Below are 25,101 nucleotides of genomic sequence, written 5' to 3'. Positions count from 1 at the left end.
CGGTCGCGAAAGGGCCGGCATGATCGAACCATCCGTCGGGTTCGACGTGCAGCCTTCGCGACCGAGGGTCGCTCCTGCGACAGACCTGGCAATCAAGGAGCAGCCTGCAACGGTTCGTCGCCCAGGATCAACGCCTGTCCCGGTTCGATCATCTCTTCCTCGAACAGCCGCCAGGTGCCTTGAGCGTCCTGGCCCAGCACTTCGACAAAACGCCGCCCTGCCAGGCGGTCGTCGAGCTGGCCGACATACCGCCCGGTATCACCGAGGCTGCGGTTGAGCACCAGGCGCCGGTCCCTGGCCGGCTGGGTCGGCGACAGCAGGTTCAGGTCGACCTGGGGCGGCAGGCTGTCGCCGCTCAGGCGCAGCTCGACCTCGCCGGTCAGCTCATCCAGATGCAGGCGGGCCTGAAGGTTCAATCGACGGGCCAGCAGTTCGCGCTCCAGCGAGCGGTTGATGCCCTTGCCGGCCTCGTAATAGTTGTCGCTGACCAGATTGACCGGGTTGTTCACGGCAATCACCACCAGGCTCAGGCTCAGGGTCACCGAGCCGCCCAGCAGACCGAGGATGAACCAGGGCCAGCGATGCCGATACCAGGGAGAAACACTCATGCACGATCCTTACTGACGAACCTGGGGGCCGGTGAAGCGACTGCGGACCTCGACACGCTGCGTGGAGTCATCGATGTCCCGGGCAACAAAGGTCACCTCGTTGCTGCTGGCCGGCACGGCCTGCGGGGCGCTGGACAGGCTGACCACCAGGGTCTGGCTGGCGCCGGCCGGTACATGGAGTTCTCGCGTGCCGTGCCAGTCCAGGGCCGGCAGGCCAGTGGCCTGCAATAGATAGGTGTGGGCCACCTGATCCTTGTTCAGCACTTTGAGGCTGTAGACGTTCTCGATGTGCCCCTGGAGGGTTTCACGGTACAGCATGCGGTCCTTGCTGACATCCAGGTCGGTCAGCGGGCGCAGCACGAAGGCACTGGCCAGCAGGCCGATCATCAGCAACAGCACGGCGGCATAGCCGATCAGGCGCGGGCGCAAGGTCCGGGTAGTGTGCCCGGCCAGGTTGTGTTCGGTGGTGTAGCTGATCAAGCCGCGCGGGTAGTCCATCTTGTCCATCACGCTGTCGCAGGCATCGATGCACGCCGCGCAGCCGATGCATTCGATCTGCAAGCCGTCGCGAATGTCGATGCCGGTGGGGCAGACCTGCACGCACAGGGTGCAGTCGATGCAGTCGCCCAGGTCCTGAACAGCCCTGTCAGTGTCCTTGCGCCGCGCCCCGCGTGGTTCGCCCCGGCGCGGATCGTAGGAGACGATCAAGGTGTCCTGGTCGAACATCACGCTCTGAAAGCGCGCATACGGGCACATGTACACGCACACCTGTTCACGCAGCCAGCCGGCATTGACGTAGGTGGCCAGGGTAAAGAAGCCGACCCAGAAATACGCCCAGCCATCGGCCGCACCGGTGACCAGCGCCAGGCACAACTCGCGAATGGGTGAAAAGTAGCCGACGAAGGTGATGCCGGTGACCAGTCCGATCAGCAGCCACAGGCTGTGTTTGGCGGTCTTGCGCAGCAGCTTGTTGGCGCTGGCGGAGGCGTTGTCGAGCCGGATGCGCTGGTGGCGATCACCTTCGGTGATTTTCTCGCACCACATGAAGATCCACGTCCACACGCTTTGCGGGCAGGTGTAGCCGCACCATACGCGACCGGCATACACGGTGATAAAGAACAGGCCAAAGGCGGCCACGATCAACAGGCCCGACAGCAGGATGAAGTCCTGCGGCCAGAACGTGGCGCCGAAAACATGAAACTGGCGCTCGGGCAGGTTCCACCACACCGCCTGGCGGCTGTTCCAGTCCAGCCACACGGTGCCGAAGTACAGCAGCAACAGCAGCGCCCCGCCGATCACGCGCACGTTGCGGAAAAAACCATTGAAGGCCTTGGTGTGGATTTTCTGGCGGGCCGCATACAGGTCGACGCTGCCAGGGTCGACAGCGGCTGGCGGGGTGATGTCATGTAGCGGGATCCGACGGCTCATCGCAACGTCCTGCGGCTGTTCGAAAAGGCCCGGTGACAGCAAGGATACGCCGGGCCTGTAGGATTGACCTGCGACACGGGGTCGCGTGATGGGATCAGTGCCTTTCACACGGTTTAATGATCACGGCACTTCAACCGTCTTGTCCTGGCGCGACAGGCTGTAGATATAGCCGGCCAGCACATGCACGCGGTCATCGCCCTGAATGGCTTTTTGCGCCGGCATCTGGCCCATGCGGCCCTTGGCGATGCTTTCCTGCAATTGCGCAAAGCCGGTGCCGTACATATAGGCCCCGGGCTGGGTCAGGTCGGGGGCGCCGAGCAGCGGATTGCCCTTGCCTTCGGCGCCGTGGCAGGCGATGCAGGTGGCGGCGTAGCGTTGCTGGCCGGCCACCGGGTCGAGCTTGAGGCCCTCGGGCAGCGGCCGGCCGAGGCGGGTGAGCAGCCAGGCGGCGACGTCGTTGACGCCTTGCTCGCCCAGCACCGGCCCCCAGCCGGGCATCACGGCGCGGCGCCCATTGAGAATGCTGGTCTTGATCGACTGGGCATCGCCGCCCCAGCGCCAATGCTCGTCGGTCAGGTTCGGAAAACCGTAGGCGCCCTTGGCATCCGAGCCGTGGCACACCGAACAATTGGCAGCAAACAACCGGGCGCCCATCTGCAAGGCTTCAGGGTCCCGGGCCACAGCCTCCACCGGCATGGCTGCAAAGCGCGCAAAGATCGGTGCGTACTGTGCGTCGCTACGGGCCATTTCCTTTTCCCATTCATGCACAGCGCTCCAGCCCTGCTGGCCATCGGCAAAGCGTGTCTGGCTGCCGGCGTCGAGCCAGGCATAACCTGGGAGCAGGCCGCGCCAGTTGCCCAGCCCCGGGTACAGCAACAGATACCCCAGCGAGAACACAATCGTTGCAATGAACAGCTTGAACCACCATGCCGGCAGCGGATTGTCGTATTCCTCGATGCCGTCGTAGACATGGCCGGTGGTCTGCTCGCCGGGCTCCTTGCGCTCGCCCTTGCGAGTGGCCAGCAACAGCCAGGTCAGGCCCGCCAGCGTGCCCAGGGTCAGGACGGTGATGTACAGGCTCCAGCCGCTGCTCATGCGTCGGGTGCCTGCGGGCCTTGCGGTTTGCGCGCTGGTGCCGGCTCATCGGCAAACGGCAGCAGGGTGGCCTCGTCGAATGCCTGTTTGCGCCTCGGGCTGAACACCCACAGCGCCAGGCCCACGAAAGCCAGCAGCACCACCAGCGTGCCCAGGCCGCGAATCGTTCCGATGTCCATGTTCGTCACCGTTTGCTCTTGATGTGCACGCCCAGGCCTTGCAGGTAGGCCACCAGCGCATCCAGTTCGGTCTTGCCCTGCACGGCCTTCTCGGCGCCGGTAATGTCGGCATCGGTGTAGGGCACGCCCAGTGTGCGCAACGCCTGCATCTTGGTCGCGGTCTGGGTGGCGTCGACGGGCTTGTGGGCCAGGAAGGGGTAGGCCGGCATCTTCGATTCGCGCACCAGGTCCCGGGGGTTGATCAGGTGGATGCGGTGCCATTCATCCGAGTAGCGCCCGCCGATGCGTGCGAGGTCGGGTCCGGTGCGTTTGGAACCCCACAGGAATGGATGATCCCAGACGCTTTCGCCGGCCACCGAATAATGGCCGTAACGCTCGGTCTCGGCCCGGAACGGGCGGATCATCTGCGAGTGGCAGCCGACACAGCCGTTGGCGATGTACACGTCGCGGCCTTCGAGTTGCAGCGCGGTGTAGGGCTTCATGCCCTCGACCGGCGTGTGGGCAACGTCCTGGAAAAACAGCGGCACGATCTGCGTCAGCCCGCCGATGCTCACCGCCACGACCATCAGCAGGGTCAGCAGGCCGATATTCTTCTCGACGATGTCGTGCCTCATCGCGGCGCTCCCGGCACGCTGATAAGCGCCGTTTGCGCCGCCACGTGCGGGTCGCCAACGCGAATCGTGCGCCAGGTATTCCAGGCCATCAGCAGCATGCCGCTGGCAAATAAAGCGCCGCCGATCAGCCGCACCACATAACCGTTGTGGCTGGCCACCAGGGTGGCGACGAAGCTGTAGGTGAGGGTGCCGTCGGCATCCACCGCCCGCCACATCAACCCTTGGGTAATGCCGTTGACCCACATGGCGGCGATGTACAGCACCGTGCCGACGGTCGCCAACCAGAAATGCGCATGGATCAGCGTGATGCTGTGCATGGCCTGGCGGCCGAACAGCGGCGGGATCATGTGGTAGGTGGCGCCAATGGTGATCATCGCCACCCAGCCCAGGGCGCCGGCATGCACGTGGCCGATGGTCCAGTCGGTGTAGTGCGACAGGGCATTGACCGTCTTGATCGCCATCATCGGGCCTTCGAAGGTCGACATGCCGTAGAACGCCAGGGCCACCACCAGAAAGCGCAGGATCGGGTCGCTGCGCAATTTATGCCAGGCGCCCGACAGGGTCATCATGCCGTTGATCATTCCGCCCCAGCTGGGCACCAGCAGAATGATCGACATCACCATGCCCAGCGACTGCGCCCAGTCCGGCAGCGCGGTGTAGTGCAAGTGGTGGGGGCCGGCCCAGATGTACAGGGTGATCAGTGCCCAGAAATGCACGATCGACAGACGATAGGAGTACACCGGCCGCTCGGCCTGCTTGGGCACGAAGTAATACATCATGCCCAGAAAACCTGTGGTCAGGAAAAAGCCCACGGCATTGTGCCCGTACCACCACTGCACCATCGCGTCGGTGGCACCGGCGTAGATCGAATAGGACTTGAACAGGCTGACCGGCAGCGCCAGGTGATTGACCACATGCAGCATGCCGGTGACCAGGATGAACGCACCGTAGAACCAGTTGGCGACATAGATGTGCGAGGTGCGCCGTTGCGCCAGGGTGCCGAAGAACACCGTGGCATAGGCGACCCAGACGATGGCCAGCCAGATTGCGATGGGCCATTCCAGCTCGGCGTATTCCTTGGTGGTGGTGTAGCCCAGCGGCAGGCTGACAATGGCCGAGGCGATCACCGCCTGCCAGCCCCAGAAGGTGAACGCGGCCAGCCGGTCGCTGAACAGTCGCACCTGGCAGGTGCGCTGCACCACGTAATAAGAAGTGGCCATCAAGGCACAGCCGCCGAAGGCGAAGATCACCAGGTTGGTGTGCAGCGGGCGCAGGCGGCCGAAGGTGGTCCACTCCAGGCCGAAGTTCAGTTCGGGCCACACCAGCTGCGCGGCGATGAACACGCCAAGCCCCATGCCCACGATGCCCCAGACCACCGTCATGATGACGAACTGGCGGACCACCTTGTAGTTGTAGGCAGTCGGGCTGATTGCTGTAGTCATTGATACCGGTTCCGGACTTCTTGGCAGGTGATGGGGTGTGCTTGCCGCTCGGTGGCCCCCGCACCCGACAGTGACGAATGGGCGCTATGGAAATTTTGCTCGCGCCCGGCCCGGGCTTTTTTCAACGCCGATGGCCAGGCGCAGCAGGTTTTTCCCCCTCTGGGTCGGGTGCAGACAGTGGACTCATTGCCTGGGGCACGCAAGCTTAATGCCGAACCCTCGGCGAGGGAAGTTATCGGCCAGTGACATAGCGCCACAGCGCTTACAAGCGAAGCGGTAGCGTGCTTTTCGCCGTCGTTGTCAGGCGATGGCAGCTAATAGCCACCTGTTACGTTCGTCGGCTTTTGATGAAAGATTGCTGAACATCATCGCGCTTCTGCCCCTCAACTATTGCGTCCATTGCACGCAGGACGATTTGAAATCCACGCTTTTCATGGAGAAATCAAGCATGGCCACGTCACCGCGCACCCCGCTTCACGGTCTTTTCATTCACACACTTTTGAATGTCCACAGCACCGGGCAACGCGGCAACCAGGCGGTGATTCCCGGCCACGCTTGAACACTGACCGATACCTGATGACGAGAATGAGGAAAGAGCATGTTCATTCATAACAAGCGTCTGCAATACACGGTTCGCGTGGCTGAACCCAATCCGGGCCTGGCCAATTTGCTGCTCGAACAGTTCGGCGGTGCCCAGGGCGAGCTGGCGGCTGCCGCCCGCTACTTTACCCAGGGCCTGAGCGAAGAAGATCCGGGCCGCAAGGATCTGCTGCTCGACATTGCCACCTAAGAACTGAGCCACCTGGAAGTCATCGGCTCGATCATCGTGATGCTCAATCGCGGAGCCAAGGGCAAGATCGCCGAAGGCGTCGAGCAGGAAGGCGAGCTGTATCGCTCGCTCAATGGCGCCGGTAACGACTCCCATATCACCACCCTGCTGTATGGCGGTGGGGCGCCGCTGGTCAACTCGGCCGGCGTGCCCTGGACTGCAGCGTACATCGACACCATTGGCGAGCCTACGGCGGATTTTCGCTCCAACATCGCCGCCGAAGCGCGGGCCAAGATTGTCTATGAGCGGCTGATGAACGTGACTGAAGATCCGGGCATCAAGGATGCACTGGGCTTTCTGATGACACGGGAAATCGCCCACCAGTTGTCGTTCGAAAAAGCCCTGCACGCCATCCAGCCGAACTTCCCGCAGGGCAAGTTGCCCGGCAAGCCGGAATTCAGCCGCACCTATTTCAATCTTTCCCAGGGCGAGCCCACTGTGCGCGGCCCCTGGAACGGCGAGGAGTTCGACTATGTCGAGAATCCACAGCCGGCGGTCGACGGCGGCGATGGCCTGGCCACCGTGAACCTGAGTGTCGAAGACGAACAGACGCTGATGAACATGAAGCTGCGCACCCGATCCGACCCGGCCAGCCTGCCGCTGACCGGCGCCGAACTGGGCAGTGGCCTGGTACAGGGCAAGACCCCGGACGAGTCTTTATAAGGAGCCTGCCATGCGCAAGAACACCTTCACGTTACTGCGTACCCGGCGTACGCACGACACGCTCGATAAATCATTACGGACCTTCAGTCTGCAGGCGATGGAAATGAAATCGGTCTTCAGGACCACCCAGCTCGTTCATCAAGTGCGCGGCCTCAACCTCTGGCCGTTGCTGAACGACTGACCCCCAGGCTTCATGCGAGACCTTGCCCGCAGCGATGCGGGCTTTTTTGTGCGCGAACGATGGGCGAGCCGTTGTCTTGCTGTCAGGCTGTGCCGATCGGCAAGGCGATAGGCCAGACGAGTCATCATCAATAAAGAGGCAGGCATGAGTAACAGCCAACACACCGCATGGGCGCACGCCAACGGCTGGCTATGGACGGCAGCCGTCGCGCCGCAGGCGCAGTCACCCGTGACCCTGATCCTGGCACACGGCGCCGGTGCGCCGATGGACAGCGGATTCATGAACACCATGGCCGACCTGCTGGCGCAACAGGGCATCAACGTGCTGCGTTTCGAGTTTCCCTACATGGCGCAGCGGCGCACCGGAGGCAGCAAGCGCCCGCCCAATCCGCAGGCCCAGTTGCTTGAGCACTGGCGTCAGGTGCATGCGTTGGTGCGCGCCCATGTGCCGGGACGGCTGGCCATCGGTGGCAAGTCGATGGGCGGACGCATGGCCAGCTTGCTGGCTGATGAGCTTTTGGTCGATGCGCTGGTGTGCCTGGGGTATCCATTCTATGCCGCCGGCAAACCGGAAAAGCCCCGGGTGGCGCACCTGGCCGGGCTGCAGTGCAGGACATTGATCGTGCAGGGTGAGCGTGACGCGCTGGGCAACCGAGAGACGGTGCAGGGCTACACGCTGTCGCCCTGCATCGAACTGCACTGGCTGCCCACCGCCGACCATGATCTCAAACCGTTGAAGGCTTCCGGCCTGAGCCATGAGCAATGCCTGGCGCAGGCCGCTGAGTGCATCGCTCACTGTTTGCAGCCTTGAAGCGTCATGATTCGCACTGCACCGAAAAACGACCCCGGTTGACCTCGAAGTCAACCGCCGAAATGCCGAAGTCGAAGCGGCCTTGCACGCGCCCATGCCGCGGATCGACCACCAGCAAGGTCAAGCTGCCGCTCTGCAAGTGGGCTGAATGGTAAATCACGCTTTTCGAATGCGGTGCCTCGTTATAGACCACCCTGATCGGTGAGTCGCCCACCAGCGGGTAGGTGCCCGGCGCAAGGTCGCGATCAAAGAACAGACCGATACTGGTGCGCCGTTGGCCGACCTTGCCTTCGGCGATGATTTTCCAGATCCAGTGGTCGGCAACCTGCGAAAGCTCGGGTCGCAGCATCAACCGTCCAGTCAGGGTGCTGACCTGCAGGGGCTGGCCATTGATGAAGGCGCGAAAATGATCACCCGCCTGTGGGGTGGGTAGCGCTTGGCCTGAGGTGGGAACGAGATCTGACATGGCGTAAATCTTGAATGGTTGCAGTGGTGAGAAAGGCACTGCCGCAATGGCAGCGCCCCTGAAATCATGGGCCAACGTGCTGTTTCTAGCGGATCGCGACACCCAGAGTGGCTTTGCTGTGCAGCAGCTTGGATTCTGCGCCAACGACCAGGTTTTTGACCGAATACCATTTCCAGCCGACCAGATTCTGCATGGCCACGGTCGAAGACCAGTAGATGGCATTGCCCATTGGCCAGCGATTGCCGTAGGCGGCGTGGATTTCACGCAACTCGGCAAGCGAGCACAGGCGCGCACCTTGACTGGCTGCCGCATTCGCCATGGCGGTAAAGCTGCCGCTGCCCAGGCCTATGCAATGGATAACACCGGTGACGCTGACCTCGTAGCTCAGGGTTTCGCCACGGCTGTCACTGACCTCGATACGGGTCGTGCCTTTGCCGCGCACCGTGACCAGCCCGTTGCCATCGACCCTGGCCACCTGGGTGTCCAGGGCTCGATAGGTGTAAGGCGCCTGGCCTCCTTGAGCAATGCGTTGCACTGTGGTTCCGGCCGGCAGGGTCGGTAGCAGGTCCGGGTGACCCGGGATCAGATACACCTTGCCGCTCAGGGTCACAGGCGTGGTATTCAGGATCAGCCCCTGATACACCGACAACCACAAGGGCGCCGACTCGACCTGCCGGCCTGCGCGCGACACGGTGTAGAGCACGGTGGCAGACTGGCCACTGCTGGCCACGATCAGGGCCTTGGGCACGTTGAACAGCAACTCGGCAGCGCTGCCCACCACTTGTTCCACCGTGTCGTGGTTCGACGCGCCACGCCATTTCACCACCACTCGGTCTTGCGGGCCCATGCCGGGGTAGCGTACGCGGACCGTTGCGCCGGACTCGGGGATCTGCGCAGGCACCAGCACCCCGTCGGCACCGACGGTGTCCATGCCGGGGGCCGGCAGACTGTCCAGGCCCTGACGGATCTGCAACTGCAAGGTGTCCGAGGTCTGGACCTGGCCGTCGACCCGGTTGACCGTATAGCTGATCGCCACCGTCTGCCCGGCATTGGCAATCACCAGTGCATACGCGAACACCAGCTCCAGCGCCTTGCCGGCCTCGGCCTCGGTGATCAGTTTTTCCTGACGGTCACTGCCCTTGGGGCCTTCCCACTGCAAGGTGACCCGATCGCCGGCGCGCAACTGGGCACTGGCGTCGACTACGCCGGTGGCGCCACGGGTGGCCTGGGCGGGGTCGAGGACGTTGCCCTGGGCTTCCTTGATGCGGGGGGGTGGGAGCGGCGGCAAGGCCTTTGACCTGACAGTGAGGGTCTTTTTGATAGACACCGCTGTACGACCCTCGCGTTGCACGTCGTACCAGACCTCGACCGTGCCATTGAGATTGGCTACTACAAAGTTTTTCGGGACCCTGAAAATCACCTCTTTGTTGACCGTACCGCCATTGATCACGGTATAGGTGCTGTAGGAGCCTTGGGCGGTGCGTCCATCCCAGCGCACGGTGACCTTGTCGCCCACGGCCATGGCCGGGTAAGGCAGCACGCGCACCACGGCTTCAAGCACTACATCGCCCGGGTCCAGTACGCCGTTTTCATCGACCTTGTCCACGTTCGGGGCTGGCAAGGGATTATTACTGTCGATATCCACCAGCAGATTGAGTACCGGCGACTTGAAGAAATCGCGCTCGTAGGTGATCACCGTGTAGTGGACTTCCAGCGTGCCGCCGGCCAGGGCTGCCACCTTGTCATCGGGTACCACAAAGGCCAGGGGCTTGCCGACATCGTCCTGGTTGAGGTTCTTGACCTCTTCATGCATGACCGTGGCGCCGCTGGCGCTCTTGCCCATCCACACCAGCGTGACGTCATGCCCGTCGGCCATGAAGTAGTAAGGCGGTATTTGCACCTGGACATTGCGCTCGGTCGGGTCGAGCAAACCGTCCACTGCTGCAGGCACAATCGGCAATGCCAGTTGCTGCACTTCGCCCAGAATATTCAGCGGCAGGCTCTTGGAACGCAGTTGTACGCCCGAGGCCTTGCTGACGATGTACTTGAAACGGGCGCGGCCCTGTGCGATGGGTTGAAACTGTGCGTTTGGAATCAGAAACTCGACAAAGCTGCCAGGAATGCTGACGACTTTCGACGCTGTATAAGGCGCCAGCGGTATCCCCTCGGCTGTATTGCGTTCGGCAATGAAGTTGATGGTGTCGCCGATCTCGATATCGCGATGCGACAGCACCAGGGTCTGCACATCGGCACCGGCCAGTTTGTCCAGGTCCAGCTCCATATTGGGCGCTTGCGGTGCAATCGGCGCCGGCAGGGTGGAGTTGCCGGCCTCGACCTCGACATACGTCGGGAAGGAAAACCGCGACCAGTTGTTGACCACATCGCGCAGGTCATAACGCACCACGATGTTTTCCGAGTCGCCGGCTTCGATCACCGTTTCCCTCGGGATATCAACCACCACCGCGCGCCCGACCTGTTCGGCGCGCAAGGGTGGCACCTCGATTTTGATGCCATGCCAGTACACCGAAAGCACATCGCCTTCGACCATATTCTCGTAAGCCTGAACCGTGACCGAGACACCCTCCGCAGAGGTGATCAGGCCTGGAGGGTTAACGATGGGCAGCGCCAGGTTTTCGTTTTCATAAGGCGTGCCCGGGTCAGGGTCACGGCCACCGGGGATGGAGAGTTTGACGGTGACGGTGGTGCTGGGGGAGTGGTCAGGATTGCCGCTCGGGAAAGGGGTATAGACATACCGAACAGCAGGTGCGCCTGGTTTTAGCCAGCGGGTATCGACATAGAGCGAGAACATACCGTTGGTGTCTGGAGCATCCGGAGAGTGCGTATAGGAATCAATGATTTCGCCATTGTCACCCCAATAGAGATCGAGACGATCTCGTTGACTTAGAAGCAAAGGGCCAATCAGAACTTCAAGGGGTTTTGCAGGATCTGCAACATCAACATCTCCAATGCCTTCGGCATAGTGGCTCAGGATGTGGGGTGCCGGCAGCGAGGATGAAATCAGCAAGTTGTTCATTATGTCTATCCTTGAGTAAAGATAAGAGGTGAGATATGACTCACCTCTTACAGAGGCTTAGAAGCTGCAGACGCTCTCGTAGCGCATATCAATGAATACATTTGCGCGTTTCGAGTTTCCTTGGCCTTTATCGCTTTTAACCTGGAAAGTTGCTTCGACATGGCCGTGGCAATGTCTTTTCAGGGTGTCGACGGGAACGGTCAAATGGTAACCGTTATCCACTTCATTCGGGGTCAGGTTCGCCGAGGTATGAGACCATTCGAATTTTTTGTCGCCACCGACCAATTGATCATAAGCCTCATAAGTGAAAACAATAACCTGGCCGACAGCAATGTTGATGTAGGGCTTGATAAAGATCGTTGCGCCGTGGGCACTGCCAATCCGCTCAATAACACCGTTTTCATTGAGTGAAGTGAATTCAGGCGCGTCAGGCCCCTCCGGTCCGCCCGGTAGTTCATCCTTGGATTGGACAATAATTCCTTGCTCAAATGAAGTGGAAATATTCGGGTTGTCAGTGGCCGTGACCGTGTAATAAACACGAATGTCATTGCCGGTGCCCACTGGTTTGAATCGGCTATTCAAAGCGGTCAGCAGCAGTGGTCGGCCTGCGATCACATCGGTATTGGTGATGACGTAGGGCTGCTCAAGTACTTCGGCGCCCCCCCAGTAAACGGTAAGGATCTGCGAAGCCTTAAAGGCAGGGTTCCAATTGATCAGGATTGTTGCATTCAGCTCGAAATCATTGTCATCGATGAAGTTGTCTTCATTGCTAGGGAGACTACTGCCGCCTCGGACAGTGGGTTTGTCCGGCGTGCCAGGTACAGGAAGCTCAATTTTCACATTGACTTCAAGATCGCTGGAAATACCGACAATCTGCCCGCTTCGGATAACTTCATACTTGAGCTGACGGACACCGTCTCTGGCTGCTTCGATGGTGGCGTATTGCACATCGAAAATAAGAATGAAGGGCTCTCCCAAATCTTCTGTTGCGACCGGCACCGGACCAAGAGATTCCGTTCCCCAGTGCAGCAGAATCTGGTCGCCCTCTGTCACCAGAGCGGAGACAGGAATCTTGACCTCGACGCCGACACGGGCATCGGCATGGTCGATGAGGCCGTCGTAATTGTCGATTACAGGGGGTGGCAAGTCAGGAGTGATTTCAGTCAGAAACAGCGGAATAGTCACTTTTCCGGAGTCTGCAGAGGTATTGCCGGCTCGATCAGTCACGGTGTAGTAGGTGGCGCCTGCCGGGCTGGGAAGGCGGGTCAGAAAGTCTTTGGTAAAGGCGACGTCGATCGACTGCTCCTCGTCTTCCTCTCCGCTAAGAACGGTTTCAGGTCCTGCCACGCTGCCCCAATAAGTCTTGATCGTGTCGCCTTTTCGCAGGCCGGAATAGCCGAAAATACGCCCTGTCAGAACGTCTCCCATATCACGCAGTTCTTCAGCGGTCAGACCGTCTTTCGCCTGCTCAGGGAAGTCCATGTACCCGAGTTGGTGAGTCCCTGGCGGTGTGCGGTCTACAACAATGGTTGTGGTGGGTGAAGGATCAAGGTTACCGCCAGGGAATAAAGTGACGGTGTAGCCAACTTGATAAGCACCATCTTCTGTTGGCACGTTGGCTACAGGGATCGACAGTTGCAAGATCGTGCCTACAGGCGGAACGATGTCGAAAGTGATTTTTTCACCGACTGCCTTGCCATTAAGGTTCAGTTGATAGGCATCCCGGGGTTGGCCGCCTGTCCACATCGGAAACTCGACAAGAATATCTTTTTCAAGATCAGCCGTTTTGATCAGGCCGTCGACTTCATCGGCGACAGGTACAACAGGGGGGGCATAGTTGCTCCGTTTTTTTACATGCGGGCGTCGAGCAATTCTTGAGGTTGGCAAAGATTTCATTGGGGTTCCTTGATAAATAAATGCTAAGTGCAAAAGAAGCCGTCGTCGAGTAATGCGACGAGCAGGTGAAGAATTTTTTGTTGTAAGCGATAAGGGCGTTGGCTCTCATCTGCTACTTAAGTAATCGTATGGTTTGCGCGGTGTCAATGGGGGTGAGGATAAAATTCATAGAATTTTTATAGAAATGAAGTGCTCTGTGGGTGGGTCTGTGCCAAAGGCATTTTGGCTGTAGGACGCTTAATGCACGGTCTTAGGAAATGGACTACATATTTCGATTTTGTAGGACGGTCTGTAGGGCGTTTCTGATGTGCACAATGAGCGCCTCGTTAGCGTGGAGGTGATTGCATGTTGGGGCGTGGAAGTTGTTTTTTCTTGAGAAATAAAATGGGGGTGGGTGCTGTAGTAAGCTTGGTGTGCACCCCCTTGTTGGCGAGTACGGTTATTGATAATGAAAAGGTGGTCATTGATAGTTCTTATGCGCCCGATTCTTATACGGTGATGAATAACTCTCGTTTTTTGGCTGATCATGCGACGATAGATATATTGGCTGCCACTGATTCAACGGTCTTGCTGACTGACGGGACAGTCGTTCGACAAGGTGCGGTCATAAACCGTGCGGGTGAAGTGCAGGTGGTAAGGTCTTCTCTTCAAGGGGGTAAGAATCTAGTAGCGTTGTCTGTTCGTGATGCCGATAAGGTAAATATCTCCGACAGTCAATTTACGGCAGTTGGGGCAGGGGTGACGCTTGATAAAAGTTCAGCAGTACTGGTGAATGTCGAAGCGACTGGTCATAAAGTCAATGACGTCAACTGGTTAGGCTGGGGGCTGGGAGTGATTGGTGCAAATGTAGAGGTCAGGTCGGGCAGCCATATTCTGGGTGATACCTACAGCGTGCATATTACACAGCCTACTAGTGATCCTGCGAAAGCTGACAGCCATCTGCTTGTCGATGCTTCTCGTCTTGAAGCCCTGGGCGGTGCAACGATCAGGGTTGAAGGTCGAGGCGGGTTTACGCATAGCGCCGAGATAGATATTCAGAACCAGTCAACACTGCTGACGGGCAATGGCAACCTGCTGGAGAGTCTGAGCAATACTACGACCCAGTTCAGGGTCGACAACAGCCTTCTCACCGGCCACCTGGTCGCCGATGACACCAGCACCCTGAATGTCACGCTGCAGAACCAGGCGCGTCTGACAGGCAATATCGTCAACGGCAACGAGCTTTCCATCCATTCCGGGGGGCATTGGACAATGGTGGATGACAATGCCATCAAGTCTTTGACCCTGGACCGGGGAACCGTGGATTTTGGCGGCGGGGACTTTAAGACCTTATCGCTGGATCACCTGACCGGCAGCGGCACCTTTGCCATGCGCATCGACCTGGACCAGGGCGATGGCGACCTGCTTGATGTACAGGGGCAGGCCTACGGTCAGTTCGGGCTGCGCGTGCGCAATACCGGTACGGAAGTCATCTCGCCGGAACTGGAGCCATTGCTGCTGGTGCACACCGAAGGCGGAAATGCGCAATTCAACCTGGTCGGCGGCCGGGTGGACCTGGGCACCTATTCCTACCAGCTGGAGCAACAAGGCAATGACTGGTTCATCGTGGGTGAAAACCGCACGATCAGCCCCTCGACGGCCAGCGCGCTGGCGCTGTTCAATGCCGGGCCGACTATCTGGATGAGCGAACTTTCGACTTTGCGCAGCCGCATGGGCGAGGTGCGCACCACAGGTCTGGGCGGCGGCTGGATGCGCAGCTATGGCAATCGCTTTCAGGCCACCACCGGCGACGGCATCGATTACAAGCAGAAGCAACAGGGCTTCAGCCTGGGGGCGGATGCACCGGTGCCGGTCAGCAACGGGCAACTGTCGCTGGGGGTCATGGTCGGTCACAGTCAATCGGATCTGGACCTGAGCGCTGGCACCCGTGGTGAGGTGGGCAGCGTCTATGTCGGCACCTATGCCACCTGGCTGTCGGATCAGGGGTATTACCTGGATGCGGTGCTCAAGCTCAACCGCTTGCGCAACAAGGCCAAAGTGGCGATGAGCGACAGCACCAAGGCCAAGGGCGACTATGACAACACCGGTTTTGGTGGCTCGGTAGAGCTGGGGCGGCATATCAAGCTGGCGGACGACTGGTTTGTCGAGCCTTATGCGCAACTGGCCGCCGTAACCCTCAAGGGCGAGCGCTATCGGATGGACAATGGCCTGCAAGCCAGCAACAGCCAGACGCGTTCGATCCTGGGCAAGGTGGGTACGTCGGTGGGTCGCGACATTGCGCTCAAGGACGGCGGGGTGTTGCAGCCTTATGTGCGCGTGGCGCTGGCTCAGGAGTTCTCGCGCCACAACGATGTCAGGGTCAATGACAGCCGCTTTGACAATGACCTGTCCGGCACGCGGGCTGAGGTGGGGGCTGGCGTGTCGGTCTCGCTGTCCGAGCGTCTGCAACTGCATGCCGATTTCGACTACATGAATGGCAAGCAGGTGAAGCAGCCTTGGGGGACCAATGTCGGGCTGCGCCTGGCTTTCTGAGGTGACTGAGTGAAAAAAGCCCCCGGCGAGCGATCACCGGGGGCTTTTTATGGGTTTAACAGATGCCTTTAGGGGGTCTTTTAGGGTTCGACAAGCACCTGCACAAAGGGCGATGTACCGATCAGCTCTTCGGCACGCCAGACCTCATAGTACATTTCCAGCCGGCCGTACTGCTCAAGGCCGATGGCTCTGTAGTCAATACAGGGTGACCAGACGGCGTGGTGAGCGATCGTGTCATGAAACAGGGTGTTCGAGCACGTGTGAGCGCCCCAATGCATGACGATGACATCTTCGCGGCGCATCATCGGCGAGCCGGGAATCAATACGGTGACGCCGGCCTGGACCTGCGCCTGGCTGACCGATTCGGGATTGGCGTTAGCGAGACGTGGTGGCTTGAGGCTGATAGAGATCTCCGGTAGATTCAGCAGTGAGCGAGGGGCGTCCAGATAGCGCTGAAGGTAGAGGTCGACGGGTTTTTCTTCTTCCTCGTCCTCGTCCTCATATTCAAATGTCTGCTTTTCTTCACCTTCACCTTCACCTTCACCTTCACCTTCACCTTTCGCTTCTTCCTCTTCTTTACCTTCGTTTTCGTTTTCGGGTTTTATTTCAGGTTTTGGATTGTTGGTTGGCTCGTCTGCCGGGGGTGTTTCTTCCATGGTTGGCTCACCTTGTAACTATCAAAGACTTTTTCATTAAAGTGATTATTCGTGCAAAAACGTCAGTCAATGCTTTTAAGTGTGCTGGCTTGAGCGTCGGGTGGCTTGAATGCAGGCAGGCCCGTGTAAAGGTGTTTTTCGGTCAAAAGCATAATGCTCCTGTCAATCGCTGAATTTAAGGCGTGTCACCTGCGGGGTCGCAGGCAGGCTTAGTTTAAATTGGAAAATCCTCTGTGGTTGACGCTGCTGAAATACCAGAGAATTCGTACAGGCAGTTTACGCAATGTCCCGCACTCAAAAGAGTGCGGGAGTCTATAAAGCTGTATTCAAGTGAGTGTAGGAATATTCTCGAACTTCGCTGTAACCCTTGCAGGCCGGGCCAGTCGCGACTGATTACCGGCACGGTCAGTGACGTGATAGGTGAATTCGATTTCGGCACTGTTCAGGCCTTGCAGAAACTCTCGGCTGAAGTCGATCTGCATCGGCCGGGTATTCAGGTCGTCATGGCTGACCCTGTGTGCAGGGCCTTGAGTCCCATTGCACAGCGTCTGCACCGTGTCACCCTCGGCCATGTCGGCATAGCCCGGCACCTGGGCTGTCAGTACGTCGCCGAAATTGATGCCCAGGAACATCAAGGGTGCCAGCAGCGTGGCGCCAGGAGCGGCTCGATCCACTTTGATCTGCACGGACGGCGCGTCCGTATGTTGCAGGCTTTTGTCATTGGTGGCCCGATAACCAAGAGCGTAGGTGCCATCATGCTCAAGGTGCTTAATCGCAAGCTCCAGGGTCATGACATCGCCGGGATGTTCTTGCTCGGTCTTGGCACGCCGCTCACCTACTAGCTGGCCATTCAATATCAACTGAACGAAGTAGCCTGTTTGCATGTGTTCCCAAATTACAATGTCTACCTCCAAGGGTTTATCCAATGCTGCGACGGGTAATAGTCCGTCAGGAAATGCTGTTGCCGGGACAAGCGGTGAGGGGAGTTCAAAGGTTTTCATATGCTGTTCTCTTGGTTTTTAAGTGGTCAGTAAGTGCATTGGAAATGCCTGTTATTAAACCGTCAGGTTCACAGGCCAGGCCAATCGGGACTGATTGCCGGCGCGGTCAGTGACGTGATAGGTGAGTTCGATTTCGGCACTGTTCAGGCTTTGCAGAAATTCGCGGCTGAAGTCGATTTTCATCAGCTGGGTGTTAAGATCGTCGCTGCTGGTAATGTAGGTGGGACCTGATACACCATTGCAAATGGTCTGCAGCGTATCGCCCACGGCCATGCCCGCATAACCGGGGATATGCGCGCTGAAGGGTTCATGAGTGTTTGAAAAGATCAGAGGCGCCAGAAGCGCAGCGCCTGGGGCAGTACGGTCGATTCTGATAGTGGTTGAAGGAGAATTATCAATGTTTCCACCAGGAAATCTGATCGTACTGTAAGCTACCGTATGCACGCCCTCCACATCGAGTAATGCCAAGGGAATAGTTAGGGTCAGTAAGCCTTCAGGAACAGGATGAGGGAGTGCAGCTCGCTTTCCCACCGATAAGCCGTTGAAGACAAGCTGATAAGCGTCGGTGGGTTGTGCATATTCCCATACGGGAAACTGCACGATCACATCATCTTTCAGATTCGATAGCTTGATAAGACCGTCTGCTTCTGCGACAGGAATGACAGGGGGAGTGAGAAAGTGGTGAGTGATTTTCATGTGCTGCTCCTTATGTGATATCAAATCCATATGGCTTAATTTGCTAATTGAGTAGGTTTGAATTTAGGTCTTGCTTGTCTGGCCTGATTTCGAACTAATCGTCTTGTCAGTCACCTGTCAACCTGGTTGAGTGAAATTGCACCCTGTTTAACAAGTTTTAGGAAATGTCCTGCAGATGCCAGGGTTTGTTTTTATGGCAATGTAGGAATTGCCCGCGTGCTCAACGTTGGTTCATTAGATTTTGTACGAAAAGCCATGCGGTTAGAGTGGCTGCCATGAATCGCTGAAGGCCCGCATGACTGAAGTGACGGTACGTTTTATCGGATACCAGGATCTGTTGCCGTTTCACCACGGCTCGTGCTGAAACTGCTAAAGACCTTGGTAAACGGGATAAAAAGGCTTTTTTACATCGCCAAGTTCACAGGCTGGGCCAGTCGCGACTGATTACCGGCACGGTCAGTGACGTGATAGGTGAATTCGATTTCGGCACTGTTCAGGCCTTGCAGAAACTCTCGGCTGAAGTGGATCTGCATCAATCGGGTGCTCAGGTCGTCATCACCGATGAGGTGCACAGGTCCTGGCACGCCATTGCAAAAGCTCTGAAGCGTATCGCCCACGGCCATGCCGGCATAACCGGGGATATGCGCGATGAGTGTTTCGAAGGGGTATGGAAAAATCAGCGGTGCCAGAAGGGCGGCGCCTGGAGCGGTGCGGTCGATTCGGATAATGGCTGGAGGCGTGTCAAAGGGCACGCCTCCAGGAAACCCGACGATACGGTAAGCCACTGTATGCACGCCTTCCACATCAAGTAACGGCAAAGGAATACCCAAGGTCAGTAAACCCTCAGGAACAGGATCAGGAAAGATCACTCGGTTTCCAACAGGAAAGCCGTCAAATAAAAGTTGATATGAGTCATTGGGTTCTGCGCCTTCCCAGACGGGGAACTGCACAACCAAGTCATGCGTCAGTTCCGAAAGTTTGATAAGTCCATCTGTTTGTGCTGCGGGAATGACAGGGGCTTTGATGTGTGGGTTACGAGTAAGGCTCATGGATATTCCTCATGCAATCTCAAATCAACATGACCTGAGTTACGAATTAAGTAGATGTGAAGTCAGGCCCTGTGTCGCTGGCCTGATTTCGAACTAATCGCCTCGTCAGTCACCTGTCAACCCGCCTGAGTGAAACAGCACCCTCTTTGAAAGCATTTGGGAAATGTCCTGCAAGAACCGGGGTTTGTTTTTTTATGGCGATGTAGGAACTGCCTGCATTCTTGAAGGCCATTCATTAAACCTGCGCAATAAAAAACCCCGCCAGGCGTACACCTGAGGGGGTCTTTTACAACCGTAGAGCCTACCGGGCACCTCTAAAAACTACCTGCGTTGCCATCGCTGCGTTAAAAACAGGCTCAAAATGCTCATTTACAACTCGTAAACTCCGCTTTCTCGCCTGTTTTTGCCTTGCGCTGGCTGCCTCGCCTACGTTTTTAGAGGCACCCTACCGGTTGAACCGTTCCACCAACGAATACTGCGAATGCGCGGTATGGGTCAGTTCGGCACTGAGAACGGCCGAGCGCTGGGCGCCGTCGGAGGTCTGGTCGGCCAGGTCGGCGATATTGGAGATGTTGCGGCTGATCTCGTCGGCCACCGAGCTTTGTTGTTCGGTGGCGGCGGCGATCTGGGTGGCCATGTCGGTGATATTGGCCACAGCCTCGCTGATGCCTACCAATGCCTGGTCGGCTTCCAGCACGCGGGCCACGCCTTCTTCGGCCTGGCGGTGGCCGCTGTTCATGGTTTGCACGGCGTTGTTGGCGGTCTGTTGCAGCTTGGCGATCAGGCCATGGATTTGTCCGGTGGACTCGGTGGTGCGCTGGGCCAGCTGGCGCACTTCGTCGGCCACCACCGCAAAGCCGCGGCCCATTTCGCCGGCGCGTGCCGCTTCGATGGCGGCGTTGAGGGCTAGCAGGTTGGTCTGGTCGGCAATGCCCTTGATCACATCGACCACACCACCGATTTCGTCGCTGTCCCTGGCCAGTTGGGTCACGGTCAGGCCGGTTTCGCCGACGGCGGTGGACAGGCGCTGGATCGCCTCACGGGTTTCGCCGGCGATGTCACGGCCCCGACGGGTCAGGTCATTGGCCTGCTGCGTGGCAGTGGCGGTGCTTTGCACATGGCTGGCCACTTGCTGGGTGGTGGCTGCCATCTGGTTGATGGCGGCGGCGACCTGTTCGGTCTCGACGCGCTGGCGTTCCAGGCCTGCGGAGCTGGCGTTGGCCAGGGCATTGGATTGCTCAGCCTGCAGGTTCAGGTGCTCGGCGGTGTCCTGCAAGCGGGTCAGGCAGGTTTTCAGACGGGCATCCTGGCTGAGGATCGACATTTCCAGGCGCGCCTGCGGGCCGCGGCTGTCGGTGTACATCTGCGCGATCAGCGGGTCGGAAGTGGTCTGTTCGGCCAGGCGCAGCAGGCGCTTGATGCCCCGTTGCTGCCAGCTCAGGCCGATCAGGCCCAGCGGCACCGACAGGGCGGCGGCAAGGATAAAGCCCCACCAGGAGTTGAGCAGCACGCCGATCACGAAGCCGATCTGGCTGATCAGGATGAAGGGCACCCAGTCCTGCAGCACCGGCAGCCACTTGTCACGACCCGGTACGGCGGACTTGCCGGCGTTGAGGCGTGCATACAACGCCTGGGCGCGGCGGATCTGCTCGGCGGTCGGCTTGACGCGCACCGATTCGTAGCCGATCACCTTGCCGTTTTCCAGGATCGGCGTCACATAAGCATTGACCCAGTAGTGGTCGCCGTTCTTGCAGCGGTTCTTGACGATCCCCATCCAGGGCTGGCCGGTCTTGAGCGTGGCCCACATGTGCTCGAACACCGCGGGCGGCACGTCGGGGTGGCGCACCAGATTGTGTGAAGACTTGAGCAGTTCCAGCTGGCTGAAGCCGCTGATCTGCTCGAAGGCGTCGTTGCAGTAGGTAATCACGCCTTTGGTATCGGTGGTGGAGATCAACCGTTGTTGGGCTGCAAATGTCCGCTCACGCTGCGTGATGGGCTGATTGTTACGCATGGGTATTCGATCCTTCGATCCAATAAGGCTTTGGCGAGTTATCGGCACCCCCTGCAGAAAATTGAGGCGTCGATCATGCAAATGCTTGCCAGGGGTCAGTATTCACCGTTCCAGCATCGGGTAGGCGAAGAGCGTGAAATGCACAAGGTTGAGGCAAAAGTGCGCACTCACCGCCGCCCATAGTCCTCCGTAACGCCAGGCAATGCCATAGCCGATGCCCGCCAGCGTGGCCAGTATTGTCCAGGCCCAGCCGCCGCCGACATGCGTCAGGCCGAACAGCACCGCTACCCCCACAATGGGCAACAGGGCAGCAGCCGACCCAGGCCGTGTAAAAACGACTGCGCTTGGCCAGCGTCGGGTGCAGGATTGCAGTGCACGCTGCAAGGCGCCTTGCAGGTAGCCGCGAAACAACAGCTCTTCGGTCAGGCAGACCAGCAGCAGGTTATTGAGCAACCATAAAAGGCTATAGGGTGGCCATTTGGGCGCCCATGCCGTGACGCCCGTGACGCAGGCCAGCAGCAGGCACAGGCCGGTGATTGCCAGCGCCGCCCACAAGGCCACTTTCAGCGTGCGGCGCGCATCGACCGGCTGCCAGATCCACGGGCAGGCCAGCAGGATCCAGAAGCCGATCAAGGGCTTGTCCAGGTTCCAGTAGGTGGTGAAGGGAAACGCTTGCGGGCTGGAGCGGTTCATGGCCATGAGCGGCGCATTGTCGAAACCGGGCAGCCAGTGCAATGCCAGGCCCAGCCCGGTGGCGATGAACACGGCATGCCCGGCGCCGCGCAGGGCAGCGGGGTGCGTGGATCGAACCGCAAACGCGGCGAGACACAGGATCAACAGGACGCCCAGAACCGGTGGTTCAAGCCCACCATGGGACAGGGCCAGGCTGTAACCCAGGCCCAGCAGGATCAGTGCCGTCCAGCGCGATGCGATCATATGAACCACCCGAATAAAAGCGGGCGATTCTAGCCACACGCGGCGTTGGGTCAACAGTTGGGAAAAGGCTCGTTACCACTTGGTGATAACGAGCCCTTGGACTCAGGCAGCGATCAGCTGACGCAGTACGTAATGCAGAATGCCGCCGGCCTTGAAGTACTCCACCTCATTGAGGGTGTCGATGCGGCACAGCAGTTCGAGGGTTTTCCGGCGGCCGTCCTCGAAGGCGATGTCCAGTTGCAGGTTCATGCCGGGGCGCAGTTCGGCCTCGGTCAGGCCGCTGATGGCCAGGGTTTCGCGACCGGTCAGGCCCAGGCTCTTGCGCGTGTGTGGCGCCTTGAACTGCAACGGCAGCACACCCATGCCCACCAGGTTGGAGCGGTGGATGCGCTCGAAGCTCTCGGCAATCACCGCCTTGACTCCCAGCAGGTTGGTGCCCTTGGCCGCCCAGTCGCGGCTGGAGCCGGTGCCGTATTCCTGCCCGGCCACGATCACCAGTGGCGTGCCTTCCTGTTGGTAGCGCAGGGCAGCATCGAAGATTGGCAGCTTTTCGCCTGTGGGCACATGCAGGGTGTAGCCGCCTTCTTCGCCGCCGAGCATTTCGTTGCGAATGCGGATATTGGCGAAGGTGCCGCGCATCATCACTTCGTGGTTGCCGCGCCGCGAACCGTAGGAGTTGAAATCCCTGGGCTCGACACCTTGCTCACGCAAGTAGCGACCTGCCGGGCTGTCGGTCTTGATATTGCCGGCCGGGGAGATGTGGTCGGTGGTCACCGAGTCGCCCAGCAGCGCCAGGATACGCGCGTCGCGCACGTCCTCGACGACCGGCAGGGGGCCGGCGATGTCTTCGAAGAATGGCGGATGCTGGATGTAAGTGGAGTCGGCCTGCCACACATACGTGGCCGCCTGTGGCACTTCGATCGCCTGCCACTGCGCGTCGCCTTCGAACACCTGGGCGTATTCCTTGTGGAACATGGCGGTGTCGACCTTTTGCACGGCCTCGGCGATTTCCTGCTGGCTGGGCCAGATGTCGCGCAGGTACACCGGTTGCCCGTCGCTGCCCTGGCCCAAGGGTTCGCGGCTGATGTCGATGCGCACGTTGCCGGCCAAGGCGTAGGCCACCACCAGCGGCGGTGAGGCCAGCCAGTTGGTCTTGACCAGTGGATGCACGCGGCCCTCGAAATTGCGGTTGCCGGACAGCACCGAAGCCACGGTCAGGTCCGATTGCTGGATGGCTTTCTCGATAGGCTCCAGCAGCGGGCCGGAGTTGCCGATGCAGGTGGTGCAGCCATAGCCCACCAGGTCAAAGCCCAACTGGTCGAGGTACGGGGTCAGGCCGGCGGCTGCGTAGTAGTCGGTCACCACCTTGGAGCCGGGTGCCAGCGAACTCTTGACCCACGGCTTGCGCTGCAGGCCTTTCTCGACGGCCTTCTTGGCCAGCAGGCCGGCGGCCATCATCACGCTGGGGTTGGAGGTATTGGTGCAGGAGGTGATGGCGGCGATGACCACCGCGCCGTTGTTCAAGTGATAGCGCTGGCCGTTGTATTCATAAGCGATGCCATCGGTCACCTGTTCGGCATTGCCGACCGCCACGCCACCGCCGCCTTCGCTTTCCAGGCGGCCTTCCTCGACCTTGGCCGGCTTGAGTTGCAGGCCCAGGAAGTCATCGAAGGCCTGCGCCACCGCGGGCAATGGCACGCGGTCTTGCGGGCGCTTGGGGCCGGCGAGGCTGGCTTGCACTTCGCCCATGTCCAGCGCCAGGGTGTCGGTGAAAGCAGGTTCCTGGCCGGGCTGGCGCCACAGGCCCTGGGCCTTGCAATAGGCCTCGACCAGTTCGACGGTTGCGGCAGGGCGCCCCGACAGGCGCAGGTAGTCCAGGGTGACGTCATCGACCGGGAAAAAGCCGCAGGTGGCGCCGTATTCCGGGGCCATGTTGGCAATGGTGGCGCGGTCGGCCAACGGCAGGTCGGCCAGGCCGTCGCCATAGAATTCGACGAACTTGCCGACCACGCCTTTCTTGCGCAGCATCTGGGTGACGGTCAGCACCAGGTCGGTGGCGGTGATGCCTTCCTTGAGCTTGCCGGTCAGCTTGAAGCCGATCACCTCCGGAATCAGCATCGACACCGGCTGGCCGAGCATGGCGGCCTCGGCCTCGATGCCGCCCACGCCCCAGCCCAGCACGCCCAGGCCATTGATCATGGTGGTGTGCGAGTCGGTGCCCACCAAGGTGTCAGGGAACGCATAGGTGTGGCCGTCTTCTTCTTTGGTCCACACGGTGCGGCCCAGGTACTCCAGGTTGACCTGGTGGCAGATGCCGGTGCCCGGCGGCACCACGCTGAAATTGTCGAAGGCGCTCTGGCCCCAGCGCAGGAACGCATACCGTTCACCGTTGCGCTGCATCTCGATGTCGACGTTCTGCTCGAAGGCGCCGTCGGAAGCGTAATGGTCGACCATCACCGAATGGTCGATCACCAGGTCCACCGGCGACAGCGGGTTGATACGCTGCGGGTCGCCGCCGGCCTTGGCGACGGCGGCGCGCATGGCGGCCAGGTCGACCACGGCGGGTACGCCGGTAAAGTCCTGCATCAGGACGCGGGCCGGTCGGTACTGGATCTCGCGGTCCGAGCGGCGTTCTTTCAGCCAGTCGGCCAGTGCCTTGAAATCATCGCCGCTGACAGTCTTGTCATCTTCCCAGCGCAGCAGGTTTTCCAGCAGCACCTTGAGCGACATCGGCAGGCGGTCCAGGTCACCCAGGGTGCGGGCGGCTTCGGGCAAGCTGAAGTAATGGTAGGTCTTGTCTTGGATCGCCAGGGTTTTCCGGCTTTTCAGGCTATCGAGGGAGGGCATTGGAGGCTCCTTGAACAGTAGGCAGGCGTCCTGGCCGAAGGGCGTTCGTTGACGCCCTTGTGAGCATCAGGACCTGAGCGGCGGCGCAACACGGTCAGTGCGCCAATTCCCGTACTGAGGGTGTGGAC

The 25,101-nt window shown here is 59.5% G+C and carries 20 protein-coding genes and 1 pseudogene; 5 read left to right on the top strand and 16 right to left on the bottom strand.

Annotated features, from left to right (window positions below; genetic code table 11):
- Nucleotides 1-92: 92 nt before the first annotated feature.
- The 6 genes from ASF84_RS18320 to ccoN form a co-directional block, all read right to left on the bottom strand.
- Nucleotides 93-608: a FixH family protein gene (locus ASF84_RS18320; RefSeq protein ID WP_056840276.1), complete on the bottom strand. Its 516-nt coding sequence runs from the start codon at nucleotides 606-608 to the stop codon at nucleotides 93-95.
- A 9-nt stretch (nucleotides 609-617) separates the two neighbouring features.
- Nucleotides 618-2,036 carry a cytochrome c oxidase accessory protein CcoG gene (gene ccoG, locus ASF84_RS18315; protein ID WP_056840275.1) on the bottom strand — a complete coding sequence of 473 codons (1,419 nt, stop codon included), beginning with the start codon at nucleotides 2,034-2,036 and terminating at the stop codon, nucleotides 618-620.
- 120 nt (nucleotides 2,037-2,156) lie between these two features.
- Nucleotides 2,157-3,131 carry a cytochrome-c oxidase, cbb3-type subunit III gene (gene ccoP / locus ASF84_RS18310; protein ID WP_056840274.1) on the bottom strand — a complete coding sequence of 325 codons (975 nt, stop codon included), beginning with the start codon at nucleotides 3,129-3,131 and terminating at the stop codon, nucleotides 2,157-2,159.
- Nucleotides 3,128-3,310 carry a CcoQ/FixQ family Cbb3-type cytochrome c oxidase assembly chaperone gene (locus ASF84_RS18305; protein WP_056840793.1) on the bottom strand — a complete coding sequence of 61 codons (183 nt, stop codon included), beginning with the start codon at nucleotides 3,308-3,310 and terminating at the stop codon, nucleotides 3,128-3,130. The genes ccoP and ASF84_RS18305 overlap by 4 nt, the downstream gene beginning before the upstream one ends.
- 5 nt (nucleotides 3,311-3,315) lie before the next feature.
- Nucleotides 3,316-3,924, bottom strand: a complete 609-nt coding sequence (gene ccoO / locus ASF84_RS18300; RefSeq protein WP_056840273.1) for a cytochrome-c oxidase, cbb3-type subunit II — start codon at nucleotides 3,922-3,924, stop codon at nucleotides 3,316-3,318.
- Nucleotides 3,921-5,366, bottom strand: a complete 1,446-nt coding sequence (gene ccoN / locus ASF84_RS18295) for a cytochrome-c oxidase, cbb3-type subunit I (protein ID WP_056840272.1) — start codon at nucleotides 5,364-5,366, stop codon at nucleotides 3,921-3,923. The genes ccoO and ccoN overlap by 4 nt, the downstream gene beginning before the upstream one ends.
- Nucleotides 5,367-5,721: 355 nt before the next feature.
- Between ccoN and ASF84_RS18290 the strand changes: the two genes are divergently transcribed.
- From ASF84_RS18290 to ASF84_RS18280, 4 genes and pseudogenes are all read left to right on the top strand, one after another.
- Entirely contained in the window at nucleotides 5,722-5,925 is a 204-nt protein-coding gene (locus ASF84_RS18290; protein ID WP_156684292.1) for a hypothetical protein, read from the top strand.
- Nucleotides 5,926-5,964: 39 nt separating this feature from the next.
- Nucleotides 5,965-6,858: pseudogene (locus ASF84_RS18285) on the top strand (manganese catalase family protein).
- A gap of 10 nt (nucleotides 6,859-6,868) precedes the next feature.
- Nucleotides 6,869-7,039, top strand: a complete 171-nt coding sequence (locus ASF84_RS29190; RefSeq protein ID WP_153811673.1) for a hypothetical protein — start codon at nucleotides 6,869-6,871, stop codon at nucleotides 7,037-7,039.
- A gap of 144 nt (nucleotides 7,040-7,183) precedes the next feature.
- Nucleotides 7,184-7,849 (top strand): alpha/beta family hydrolase, encoded by a 666-nt coding sequence (locus tag ASF84_RS18280; RefSeq protein WP_056840270.1) that lies wholly within the window; start codon nucleotides 7,184-7,186, stop codon nucleotides 7,847-7,849.
- Nucleotides 7,850-7,853: 4 nt separating this feature from the next.
- On the opposite strand, the gene ASF84_RS18275 is transcribed toward ASF84_RS18280, so the two are convergent.
- The 3 genes from ASF84_RS18275 to ASF84_RS18265 form a co-directional block, all read right to left on the bottom strand.
- Nucleotides 7,854-8,315: a hypothetical protein gene (locus ASF84_RS18275; protein ID WP_056840792.1), complete on the bottom strand. Its 462-nt coding sequence runs from the start codon at nucleotides 8,313-8,315 to the stop codon at nucleotides 7,854-7,856.
- A gap of 85 nt (nucleotides 8,316-8,400) precedes the next feature.
- Nucleotides 8,401-11,349: a hypothetical protein gene (locus ASF84_RS18270; protein ID WP_056840269.1), complete on the bottom strand. Its 2,949-nt coding sequence runs from the start codon at nucleotides 11,347-11,349 to the stop codon at nucleotides 8,401-8,403.
- Between the two features lie 57 nt (nucleotides 11,350-11,406).
- Nucleotides 11,407-13,245: a hypothetical protein gene (locus ASF84_RS18265; RefSeq protein ID WP_236709451.1), complete on the bottom strand. Its 1,839-nt coding sequence runs from the start codon at nucleotides 13,243-13,245 to the stop codon at nucleotides 11,407-11,409.
- 345 nt (nucleotides 13,246-13,590) lie between these two features.
- On the opposite strand from ASF84_RS18265, the gene ASF84_RS18260 reads away from it, so the two are divergent.
- A complete protein-coding gene (locus ASF84_RS18260; protein ID WP_236709450.1) occupies nucleotides 13,591-15,777 on the top strand; it encodes an autotransporter outer membrane beta-barrel domain-containing protein in 2,187 nt (728 codons plus the stop codon).
- Nucleotides 15,778-15,857: 80 nt separating this feature from the next.
- Here the strand turns inward: ASF84_RS18260 and ASF84_RS18255 are convergent, their stop codons facing one another.
- The 7 genes from ASF84_RS18255 to acnA form a co-directional block, all read right to left on the bottom strand.
- Nucleotides 15,858-16,433, bottom strand: a complete 576-nt coding sequence (locus ASF84_RS18255; RefSeq protein WP_056840268.1) for a hypothetical protein — start codon at nucleotides 16,431-16,433, stop codon at nucleotides 15,858-15,860.
- A 326-nt stretch (nucleotides 16,434-16,759) separates the two neighbouring features.
- Complete coding sequence (locus ASF84_RS18250; RefSeq protein WP_056840267.1) at nucleotides 16,760-17,434, bottom strand: hypothetical protein; 675 nt, start codon at nucleotides 17,432-17,434, stop codon at nucleotides 16,760-16,762.
- 54 nt (nucleotides 17,435-17,488) lie between these two features.
- The gene (locus tag ASF84_RS29185) at nucleotides 17,489-18,130 is read right to left on the bottom strand and encodes a hypothetical protein (RefSeq protein WP_156684290.1); all 642 of its coding nucleotides are present in this window, start codon (nucleotides 18,128-18,130) and stop codon (nucleotides 17,489-17,491) included.
- A gap of 404 nt (nucleotides 18,131-18,534) precedes the next feature.
- Nucleotides 18,535-19,179 carry a hypothetical protein gene (locus tag ASF84_RS29180; protein WP_056840265.1) on the bottom strand — a complete coding sequence of 215 codons (645 nt, stop codon included), beginning with the start codon at nucleotides 19,177-19,179 and terminating at the stop codon, nucleotides 18,535-18,537.
- A 445-nt stretch (nucleotides 19,180-19,624) separates the two neighbouring features.
- Entirely contained in the window at nucleotides 19,625-21,190 is a 1,566-nt protein-coding gene (locus tag ASF84_RS18235) for a methyl-accepting chemotaxis protein (RefSeq protein WP_056840264.1), read from the bottom strand.
- 102 nt (nucleotides 21,191-21,292) lie between these two features.
- The gene (locus tag ASF84_RS18230) at nucleotides 21,293-22,126 is read right to left on the bottom strand and encodes a CPBP family intramembrane glutamic endopeptidase (protein WP_056840263.1); all 834 of its coding nucleotides are present in this window, start codon (nucleotides 22,124-22,126) and stop codon (nucleotides 21,293-21,295) included.
- A gap of 102 nt (nucleotides 22,127-22,228) precedes the next feature.
- Complete coding sequence (acnA, locus tag ASF84_RS18225; protein ID WP_056840262.1) at nucleotides 22,229-24,973, bottom strand: aconitate hydratase AcnA; 2,745 nt, start codon at nucleotides 24,971-24,973, stop codon at nucleotides 22,229-22,231.
- Between the last annotated feature and the right edge of the window lie 128 nt (nucleotides 24,974-25,101).

This window comes from Pseudomonas sp. Leaf127 (assembly GCF_001423155.1).
GTDB classification, from domain to species: Bacteria; Pseudomonadota; Gammaproteobacteria; order Pseudomonadales; family Pseudomonadaceae; genus Aquipseudomonas; species Aquipseudomonas ovata.
This window is presented reverse-complemented; position numbering and strand designations above follow the sequence as displayed.